Raw genomic sequence first — 10,963 nt, forward strand, 5'->3', positions numbered from 1 at the left:
CAATCCTGATTTGGTTAATGATTTATCCGATGATGCTAAAAGTGGATTTTCAAAGTGTTAAGAATGTCGGCAAGCGTCCTAAAGGAATAATAGTCACTTGCGTTACAAATTGGCTGATAAAGCCATTTACCATGTTCGGAATAGCCTATTTATTCTTCTATGTGGTTTTCAAAGCCTTTATACCTGCCGGATTAGCCGAAGAATATTTAGCCGGGGCGGTATTATTGGGGGCTGCACCTTGTACAGCTATGGTGTTCGTGTGGAGTTACCTTACTAAAGGGGATGCCGCTTATACACTGGTACAAGTGGCACTGAACGATTTAATCATATTGGTAGCGTTTGCCCCTATCGTTGCTTTCTTGCTGGGAGTTGGCGGCGTATCTATCCCGTGGGACACTCTGTTGTTGTCCGTAGGGCTATTTGTTGTGATACCACTTGCTGCCGGGGTCATTACCCGAATAATGGTTATCCGCCGCAAAGGTATAGAATACTTCAATAATGTATTTATCAACAAGTTTGACAATTATACGGTAGGCGGGTTGTTATTAACGCTTATTATCCTGTTTTCATTTCAAGGAGAAACGATACTGAACAATCCCCTGCATATCTTATTGATCGCCGTTCCGCTTGTGTTGCAAACGGTTCTGATATTCTTCGTTGCTTACGGTTGGGCGAAATGGTGGAAATTACCCCATGATGTTGCTGCACCTGCCGCAATGATTGGGGCAAGTAATTTCTTTGAATTGTCGGTTGCTGTGGCTATTTCTCTTTTTGGTTTACAATCCGGGGCTGCATTGGCTACGGTGGTGGGCGTGTTGGTCGAAGTTCCGGTGATGTTGATGTTAGTAAGGATTGCCAATAACACACGAAACTGGTTTCCAGCTTCAAAATAACAATAGCGCAAAAGTCCTAATCTAACTTTATCGTAAAAAGGGGCTTGGTGCTGGAAATGTTTGTTCCTAACGTTTCCAGCATTCTGCCTTTTACAAAAGTCAGAATAAAGATACATTTGTTGTTGAAACAAAAAAGCATGCTTGTTTTTGACAACAAACAACCTTTATAAATAAAAGGGGGACTTTAATCAGAATGAAATACGAAAGTTAGCTGAGGGCGATGTGCGCATATTCACAGCTTTATACCAAAAGTTAACAAAGTAAATAATACAAAGTATATCCAATAATAAATTGACTTTCTCGGTTAATAAATTATAAAAAAAGTGATTTTTTATATTTACCAAATCAAAATATTTAATTTTGTAAAATAATGAGGCGCATGCTATCCATCATAATGCTGCTGTTTTTCTTGATGAGTGTGTCGGGAGTAAACGTAAATATTCACTATTGCGATAGTGAATTGGTAGGCATGACCGTGAATGGCATTCATTTTAAGACCGAAGCCGGACAGAAAATGGCTGATTGTTGCAATGAGAATACAGGTTGTCCGATGTGTAAGCATGTCGCGCATCATTACCAGCTGCACCAGCAATTCATGCAAAGCAGCACGCCACAGGTGCATCCTTTGCTCCTGGTCAACGATTGGTTTCATGGCGTAACCATCAACTTTGATTACTTATTATTTAATTTTATACCTGCAGAGGAGGGCAGTAACAGCAACGCTTATGCGTATGTTAACTCCTACTTGGGCTTCCTTTACCTTACGTATAGCGGACTTCGGGCTCCTCCTACGATGAAACGGATTTCGTTTCAACATTTATTTATGGTATAATTTGACCGAACCGAAAGTTTGATTTTCGCAAGAAAAGAGACCAATCGTACAGATACTATTGGGCGATGCTTTTCTTTTGATAAGTCTTTAGCACGGGTGAGGTCGTTAAATAACAAGTACATTCAATGCACAAAATTATTGGATACTTTCTTCACAACCGTTTAATCACGGCGCTTGTGTTGATATTGATTATAATAGGTGGGCTGTCTACCGTCCCCTTTAACTGGCATAGCGGTCTCATACCACGCAATCCTGTGGCTGTAGATGCTATCCCCAACATTGGTGATAACCAACAAATCATCGCAACAGATTGGATGGGGCGCTCGCCAAAAGATATTCAAGAGCAAGTCACATACTCCCTAACAACGGCATTATTAGGAATTCCTGGTGTCAAGACCATTCGGTCAACGTCGATGTTCGGCATGTCATTTATCTATATTATCTTTTATTGCTGTCCGGTAAAACTCAAAAGAGCATAAATATCTTCCCCGAAGCCCCGTAAAATTGGACTTTTAGGTTTATTTTTTCAAAAGTAAGCCCTCCTAATCGAAAAGACTTGGTTCAGGTGGCGCTTTTTGCATCTCCTTTGCAAGGAAATCATTCCAAGTTTTTTCGGGATTTTCCATAAATGCGATAAAATCAACGTAGTACATAAGCATAAGCCGTACCATGGTAACAACTTGCGAAAATGCACAATGCCTCTTGATGCTTCTTGACAGGACTGTTATCAGCAAATTCGCAATCAAGACTACCCATGTCTGTATTTGTATGGCATTGACGCTGTCCCCATAGAAGAAATGAAGCGGGAAGTTTTGTTTAAGCTGTTTGTACAACGACTCGATAGCCCATCTTAGGCGGTAGATTTCAGCAATGTCCTCAACAGTAAAGTCAAAGTTGTTGGTCAATAGTACAACAGGTCTCTTTGTCTCGTAAAATATCTCCACCCTTCGTGCCTCGTGGGTGAGTTCTCCTCTTGTAAAAAGCACTTTCTGATCAATATGCGTTACGAGGCCCTCTGCATTGACATACGTAACGGATTTAAGTACCTCATACTTAAGGTTTTTCTTCATTTTTGTCACGTAGCAAACGCCTTCTTCTGTAAGACGTTGGAATTGTGCTATGTCGACATAACCACGATCCATTGCCAAAGTGGAGTCTTTTGGCAGATGCACCTCTTTTAGCAGGTAATGGTCGTGTTTAGCGGCGGATGTGAGCTGCACCACCATCGGCACGCCGACATGATACTTCATAACCGTATGCACTTTCATGCCGCCTTTCTTCTTGCCTGATTTCGGATGCCGACCAACCCCTTTGAGTATGTTGTCGAAGAGCGTTATTGTGGTGGAATCCATCATGTAAAGCAGCTTCTCCCAGTCTTTAGGCTCGTGCGTCTGCCCCTTATAACTCTTGGCAGGACGGCTGTCCGCTAAAAACTTGGCATACTTCTCCAGTAGATATGCATAGACACTTGCAAAGAACTCCTGAGGACGGCGTATATTGGCTTCTGCAAGCGTACTGCGACGAACTAGATAGTTCGTTCCGAGGTGTGCGAGCTTGTGAGCCTCCGCTTTCATGCCTATCTCAAGTTCGCGCAGAGAATCAAAGTGTTTGAGGATGCCGAACAACATTACGACAAGATGTTGGTAACCATCAAAACGCTTCACATAAGCCTCGCTTCCTTTCGTTTCGCGGCTTATTTGAAGAATTTTCTCCTTGTCGAGTAACTTTAATACTTGACTATAGACCGGCTGTCCGATAAAACTTTATTAAACAAAATAATTTAGGGCTGACACTTCTCACGAGGTGTCAGCCCTTTTGGTTATCTTTGTTTTTACTAAAATAAAACATAACCATGAGCAAAGATAGTCATTTTACCGGACAGCAATAATTATCTTTAATGATGGTGTCGACTTTTATTGGAGCCGGTCACGCATTTTGGAAAAACTTAACTCGCTTCCTGCCGGTTTGTTGCCCGAAGGAGTGAAACCAACACTCGGGCCAGATGCCACGGCATTAGGCCAAATTTATTGGTATACGCTCGAAGGACGAAACCCCAAAACGGGGAAACCTGCCGGTGGCTGGGATGCCTACAACGAAAGTACTGATCTCTCACTACAGATTCAACTTTTCAAAGAACGATTCACATACCTTCCCGCTACTATTCTTGCAGACAAGGTCTACATGAACCATGTAAACAGAAGGATTCTCAAAGAATATGAGATAAAGACTTATTGCAAACCATTAGGTCGACCGCCAAAGGAACCCAGAAGTCCCGAATATCTCAAGAAGATGGCCAAGGCCGTCGGAGAACGAAACGAAGTCGAATGCTCTTTCGGCACAGGCAAGAGAGTCTATCGAGCCAATAACATCAGAGCCAAGCTTCCGGAAACAGCAGAATGTTGGACAGGAATGTGCTACTTTGTCAAGAACGTGATGAAGTTCCTCTGGGAACTTTGTCTTGCCCTTTTCGAAATGAAGCTCAATTTATGGGCAAATGCCATTGCAAAGTTTAGAGTCCGCTGTTTTACAGTCATGGCGATTTATTAATTCAGCGAACACTAAATAAACGAATTTGAGGGGGATGTTTGTTCACATAATTTACCTCTTTAAATCTTTAAACCTTGCGTTCGGAATCAGAAGGTGTTTTCAAGAAAACCCCAAAGAGCGTGAACATACTGTCTTTATTTTGATATGGACACATGCCCAGTTCGTCCTTACGTTGTACATGGATTTTACCAATGTATTTGCATTTAAACAGTAGGAGTATTACGAATCATACATAGAAGAAGAATTAATAGATTATTAATCTTTGCAACCGAGTTGCAAGATTAAATGGATATCTTTGCATCGTGATGATGAAAAAAATATCCATATTTAGTATCTGGTTGGCAATCCTCATGGTGTTGTTTGTCTCTGTTATGGCACATCATCATCACTCCAAACAAGTATGCTTCATTGAAAGGACATGTGAGTTGGATGGCAACGTTAATGATAGTCACACTGGCCACTCGACTCCGGGTCAAGGTTCTACACCAGACAATTGCTCTGTTGAACAAATCAAGCACATCATTAATGGTAAAAAGTGCGTTCAACAGATCACACAGGCCATAGAGAAGCAATCACACTTATTGTATGTTTTCTCGCCGTATAAAATATTGCCAACCCTTGATGCTTCAAAATATAACGAAACATCACAAGAACCATCTTTTCATCTGCTTGAGGTAAATATAGTCTCATGTGGGTTACGAGCGCCTCCTATCTCATAATTTTATACAATTTTTCTTATTAATGAATAGAATAAGTCGTTATGCTTGTTCTCAATATGTCGTGTATAATTATGTCATGAGATATGATCAACAAAATTATTTATTTTTCCATCAAGCATAAGTTCTTGGTGGTACTCCTCTTGGTAATCATTATAGGTGGTGGCCTATATTCATTAAAAACCATCAATGTAGATTCTACGCCAGATATCACCAACAATCAAGTACAGGTCATTACTGTGTCAGAAAACCTTTCAACAACAGATATAGAGCAGTTTGTTACTTACCCTGTAGAACTTGCCATGTCAAACCTTCCTGGTGTAATAGACATTCGTTCTATCTCTCGATTTGGTGTATCGGTTGTAACCATTGTGTTCAAGGATAATATGGATACCTATTTGCCACGCCAACTTGTTCAGGAGAAGTTAGAAGAAGTACGTGAAGAAATTCCAGAAGGCTTTGGCACTCCCCAAATGGGACCTATAACAACAGGGTTGGGTGAAATTTATCAATACACATTAGTTCCTAAAGACAGCAATTTATATAGTCCACAGAAATTGCGAACTATTCAAGACTGGATAGTTAAACGTCAACTGTCAATGATTCCAGGTGTTGTCGAAGTGAACTCTTTTGGTGGGAGTATAAAGCAATACGAGGTGGCTCTTAATCCGAATAGGCTCAATGCAATGAAAGTAACTATCAGTGAAGTATACGAAGCATTAAGCAAGAATAACATCAATACCGGTGGAGCCTATATCGAGCGCAACCACATGGCCAATTTTATTCGTGGTGAGGGAGTGGTTAAATCTATTGCAGACATTCAAAACATAGTTGTTAAGAATACGAATGGCATTCCTGTTCTGATACGAGATGTGGCTGATAAAGTTGATTTTGGTTCACAAGTACGTTATGGTGCCTTTACTCAAAATGGTCATGAGGCTGTTGGTGGCATGATTCTGATGTTAAAGGGAGCAAACTCAGACAAAGTGGTTGATGCTGTTAAAAATAGAATGGAAAGTATCAAGAAATCACTTCCCACAGGTATTGAGATAAAACCGTTTCTCGATCGTTCTAATCTTATCGACCGTACAACGAGTACAATAGCTCGCAATTTGGTAGAGGGAGCCCTGATTGTCATTTTTGTATTAGTCTTACTACTCGGAAATGTGCGAGGTGGCATCATTACAGCTTCCGTTATTCCATTATCTCTATTGTTTGCCTTTATCATGATGAGAATTTTTGGGGTTTGGGCGAATTTAATGAGCCTGGGAGCTATTGACTTCGGTATTATTGTCGATGGAGCCGTTATTATTGTAGAGGGTATTGTTTTTGAGATTGGAAAGAGGACTAAGCACCATCTTAAAGTTGACCAAACGACCATGAATCAAATTAGCTACGATGCAGCATCCTCAATGATGAACTCGGCTTTCTTTGGTCAGATGATCATTCTAATCGTTTTTACACCGATTATATTCTTGACAGGAATCAGTGGTAAGATGTTTTCACCTATGGCTTACACGTTCTCGTTTGCACTCTTAGGTGCGATCATACTCTGTCTAACCTATGTACCTATGATTTCGGCTCTTATTCTACGCCCCTTAAATAATTCCGACAGTAGGATTGTCAGGTTTGAGAAGAGATTGGAGCAAATAAGTAACAAGTTGATTACAAAAATCACGAGGGCGTATAATCCACTGCTTCTTTTTTCACTTCGACATAAGACAGCAGTCATTCTCTCTGCTATAATCATGTTAGGCATTACGGCCATTGCCTTTACGCGGATGGGTGGAGAATTTATTCCTGAACTTGATGAAGGAGATATTGCAATGCAAACATTTCTTAGACCAGGAAGTTCTCTCTCTGAAACAATCAAGAGAGAAAAAGAAGTTGAGCGCCTGCTTCTGGATAACTTTCCAGAAATCAAAACGGTCTGTGCACGCATTGGCGTGGCTGATATTCCTACTGATCCTATGGGATTTGACTATACGGACGGTTTTATTATCCTTGAAAAAGACAGGAGTAAATGGACTTCAGCCACAACGAAGGAGGAACTGATTGAGAGGATTAAGGAAAAACTCCAAATTTTACCAGGGCTAAACTTTTCTTTCTCTCAGCCAGTAGCACTTCGATTCAACGAACTGCTTACTGGTGTCCGCCAGGATGTAGCCGTAAAACTCTATGGTGACGACCTCGAAAAACTCAATAAATTGGGAAATCGGATGGTAAGCATTATTAGTAAAATATCTGGTGCCAAAGACGTGGCTCTTGAACGTACAGATGGATTACCACAGATTACAGTAAAATATGACCGGCAGCGCTTAGCACAATATGGACTGAATATTGCTGACCTAAACGGGTATGTGAGTTCAGCTTTTGCTGGCAGTTCTGCCGGAGTGGTATTTGAAGGTGAAAAACGTTTTGACCTTGTCATTCGACTCTCCGAGACTTATCGTAAGAGTATCGATAATCTTAAGCAACTCTACGTTGATCTGCCAAATGGGTCGCAGATACCCCTGAGAGAGATCGCCAATATTAGTTATGAATCAGGTCCAATGCAAATATCACGGGATAAAGCCTCACGGCGAATCTATGTAGGAGTGAATGTACGAGGACGTGATGTGGCATCCGTCGTCGCTGATATTCAAAAAAGTCTTGATGCTGAGTTGACTCTCCCTACGGGTTATCGACTGGAATATGGAGGTGAATTTCAAAATCTCCAGGAAGCAAAGGCACGCTTGATGATAGTACTCCCAATAGCCATGTCACTAATTTTCCTTTTACTTTACTTTGCGTTAAAATCATTGAAACAGAGCTTGATGATTTATATGGCAGTACCCCTTGCTACGATCGGTGGAGTTATAGCCTTAATATTGCGTGGTATGTCTTTTTCCATCTCGGCAGGTGTCGGCTTTATCGTGTTATTCGGTGTTGCAGTACTCAATGGTTTGGTACTCATTAACCGATTCAATTCATTAAAAAGTGAAGGTATGAAAGATATAAATCGAAGAATTATAGTGGGTACAAAAGAGCGCATACGACCTATCTTGCTAACGGCAACAGCTGCAATGCTCGGTTTTTTGCCTATGGCGGTATCGGACTCTGCAGGGGCGGAAGTACAACGACCATTAGCCACAGTAGTTATTGGAGGGCTATTTACCGCAACACTCCTTACGCTGGTAGTAATTCCATTATTATATGCATTAGAAGAAGGGGTAAATATTAAGAAAAAAAGAATACCAGCAGCTATTAAACTTACATTAGTCATGCTATTAATGACCAATGGTACGAAAGCGCAAACTGTTAGTCTTCAACAAGCATTTCAACTTGCAGAACAATATTACCCTACAATGAGGATAGCTCAACTTCGTGTTAACCGTGAAGAAACCATGATTAAAGGCGTTAATAATATAGGAAGCACGGAGTTTTCAGCAGGAGTTGACGAACTCGGCAGAAATAATGATGCTACTTTTTCATTGTTAACTATTCGACAGAATCTGAATCTATTCGGTAACAAGCAACGTACTCGTGCTCAAGAACAAGCAACAAGAACAGCTCGTGCAGAAGCAGCGTTGACAAAATATGATTTACAAAGAGCTGTAAGTCACGATTATGCCCAAGCGTACATTCAGAAACAGAGAATGAAAGTCTATGCAATGATTGACTCTATCTATCAGAATTTTGAACACGCCGCAAAATTAAAATATGAAATGCGCGAGACCTCGCAATTAGAATATTTAACAGCGAAGAAGAAGGCGATAGAGATGAAGGAAAATTTGAATCAGTCAACTTATGATTATCAAGTAGCAGTTAGATTGTTATCTCGATGGTTGGGAGAAGGAATTTACGAGCCGTCTACCTCTCCGGAAGAAATATTCGCAGTATGCAATAACTCTGTTAATCCAATATTGGCATTGCAGAAAGAAAAAATTAAGCTGGCACAAACACAGATAGAAGTTGAAAAAACAAAAGTGCTACCAATTTTTTTCGTAGAAGCAGGGGCGCAGAGAATAGGAAATAAGTTAGGCTATTGGACTACAAATGTTGGTATGAGTATTCCCTTATTTAGAAATTCATATCGCGCACAAAAGAAAGCCATGGCCATGAATAAGGACATTGAAGAGACTTATCTCACCTTATCACGTCAGAAACTTAAACGTGTTCAAGAACGTTTACAAACAGAAAATCTAAAGTGGCAAACGAAACTCAAATACTTTCAAGAAACAGCATTACCAACAGCAAGAGAGCAACAACGAGGAGCAGCTTCCGCTTACCGACTCGGGGTAACAGATTATATCGGCTTTATCCAGACCATGGGCGATGCTGTGCAGACAGAACTTGACTATTGGTCGGCTTACGAAAAATTCATCAATACAAAGATAGATTTACAATATCCAAATATTTAAGACAATGAAAGCAAAAAAATATTTCTATATGACCTCTCTCTTGCTTCTTATGGCTTGTGGTAACACCAAGAAGCAGACCGAAACTAGTGAAGAGAATGCCTTGAAGATACAGACCCAGGTAGACCTCACTGATGAGCAAGTGGAGAAGATGAATATTAAGGTAGGCAATCTCACAGAGATGGTCTTTGAGAATGCTATAGAAGCGAATGGGAAACTGGTTATCGATCCGCAAAGTGAAGCAACTGTAACTCCGCAAACGGGTGGAAATATCAGACAGATATTAGTTAAAGAAGGACAAATAGTGGCTAAAGGCCAAACCATCGCATACTTGTCTCACCCCGACTTCGTCAACCTTCAGACACAATATCTATCATCCCTCAATCAGCAGAGGTATCTCTCGATAGAGTTTGCCCGCCAGACAAAGATGATGAAAGAGGGTGTGGGTGCAGGTAAGGATTACGACCGTATCAAATCAGAATTGAAAATAGTTAATGGCGAATTGCAAATGTTATCCGCCCAGCTTAGACAAATGGGTGTTAATCCTTCCTCTATTCGCAAAGGAAATCCTAAGATGACAGTCGCCATAAAGAGTCCTATCCGTGGCACTGTTGAGCAAATTGACGTGCAGACAGGCCAATATACAACTCCAGAAATGCCAATAATGAAGATTGTCAATACAGACAATATTTTTGTTGAATTACAGGTCTTTCTACGTGATATTTCTAAAATAAAAGTAGGACAGTCTGTACAATTTAAACAATCCGACAAAAGTGGGAAAAGCTATAGAGGCAAAGTATATTCCATTGGTAAAACCTTTAACAATGAAAATCAGACAGTAGCTGTGCGGGCAAATATTGTGGGTGAAAGAACTGGATTAATTGGAGGAATGTATATTCAGGCACAGATTGCTACAAATGAAATAAAAATGAAAGCTGTACCTTCTGAAGCCATAGCCGAAGAAGATGGGAAATTTTATATCTATAAAGCCTCTCGTCAGGGTACAAGATGGCAGTTCTTCCCTGTTGGTGTCAAGAAGATAAAAGAAGAAAATGGATTTGTAGCAATAGAACCTTTAGAGGATACAAAAAAACTTTCTGATATTGCTCAATCGGGTGCCTACTATATCTTGTCTGAAATGAAAAAAGGAGAAACCGGAGAAGAATAGAATGAAGCACCTATCTCTAATTGGTGTTCACTGAATAAATTATAATCTTTTGATATTCAATAAAATATATCGTTTTATCTTCGGTTGTTTAACACAAAATTCGTACCTTTACAGTGTTAAATCATAAGTGAGATGAAGTATACTTCACATTTGAAACAGTTATCGGTCGATATGTTCCGTTCCTCTTTTGATGAGCTGGACAAGAATAATCGCTGGGTAAAATTAGGCGAAATTTGTTGTAGATAGCTTGGAAAAACAACTAAAAACATGAAGATTTTAATTCTTTGTACAGGAAATAGCTGCCGCAGCCAAATGGCACATGGCTTTTTGCAATCATTTGACAATAAACTGGATGTCTTTTCAGCAGGAACAAAACCTGCTGAAAAGGTTAATCCGATGGCGGTAAA

Annotated in this window: 8 protein-coding genes and 2 pseudogenes; 9 read left to right on the plus strand and 1 reads right to left on the minus strand. The window is 40.3% G+C overall.

Annotated features, from left to right (window positions below):
* The 3 genes and pseudogenes from arsB to BN35_RS12220 all read left to right on the plus strand — a co-directional run.
* Positions 1-893 (plus strand): ACR3 family arsenite efflux transporter (arsB, locus tag BN35_RS12210; protein WP_025073259.1); only part of this gene is annotated, 893 nt, incomplete at its 5' end.
* Positions 894-1,263: 370 nt separating this feature from the next.
* Entirely contained in the window at positions 1,264-1,725 is a 462-nt protein-coding gene (locus BN35_RS12215; protein ID WP_025073260.1) for an HYC_CC_PP family protein, read from the plus strand.
* Between the two features lie 125 nt (positions 1,726-1,850).
* Positions 1,851-2,171: pseudogene (locus BN35_RS12220) on the plus strand (efflux RND transporter permease subunit); the annotation flags it as partial.
* 96 nt (positions 2,172-2,267) lie between these two features.
* On the opposite strand, the gene BN35_RS12225 reads toward BN35_RS12220, so the two are convergent.
* Complete coding sequence (locus tag BN35_RS12225) at positions 2,268-3,482, minus strand: IS4 family transposase (RefSeq protein ID WP_044071580.1); 1,215 nt, start codon at positions 3,480-3,482, stop codon at positions 2,268-2,270.
* Positions 3,483-3,612: 130 nt separating this feature from the next.
* Between BN35_RS12225 and BN35_RS13900 the strand changes: the two are divergent.
* The 6 genes and pseudogenes from BN35_RS13900 to BN35_RS13765 all read left to right on the plus strand — a co-directional run.
* Positions 3,613-3,813 (plus strand): annotated as a pseudogene (locus tag BN35_RS13900) (hypothetical protein); the annotation flags it as partial.
* A gap of 72 nt (positions 3,814-3,885) precedes the next feature.
* The gene (locus BN35_RS13360; protein ID WP_458692672.1) at positions 3,886-4,272 is read left to right on the plus strand and encodes a transposase; all 387 of its coding nucleotides are present in this window, start codon (positions 3,886-3,888) and stop codon (positions 4,270-4,272) included.
* 308 nt (positions 4,273-4,580) lie between these two features.
* On the plus strand, positions 4,581-4,991 hold the full coding sequence (locus BN35_RS14380) for a DUF6769 family protein (protein WP_374188036.1): 411 nt from the start codon (positions 4,581-4,583) through the stop codon (positions 4,989-4,991).
* A gap of 83 nt (positions 4,992-5,074) precedes the next feature.
* Positions 5,075-9,391, plus strand: a complete 4,317-nt coding sequence (locus BN35_RS12240; RefSeq protein ID WP_028901330.1) for a CusA/CzcA family heavy metal efflux RND transporter — start codon at positions 5,075-5,077, stop codon at positions 9,389-9,391.
* 4 nt (positions 9,392-9,395) lie between these two features.
* Entirely contained in the window at positions 9,396-10,556 is a 1,161-nt protein-coding gene (locus BN35_RS12245) for an efflux RND transporter periplasmic adaptor subunit (protein ID WP_028901331.1), read from the plus strand.
* A gap of 267 nt (positions 10,557-10,823) precedes the next feature.
* Positions 10,824-10,963 (plus strand): arsenate reductase/protein-tyrosine-phosphatase family protein (locus tag BN35_RS13765; RefSeq protein ID WP_458692673.1); only part of this gene is annotated, 140 nt, incomplete at its 3' end.

It is taken from the genome of Hoylesella timonensis 4401737 = DSM 22865 = JCM 15640 (genome assembly GCF_000455445.1).
GTDB classification, from domain to species: Bacteria; Bacteroidota; Bacteroidia; order Bacteroidales; family Bacteroidaceae; genus Prevotella; species Prevotella timonensis.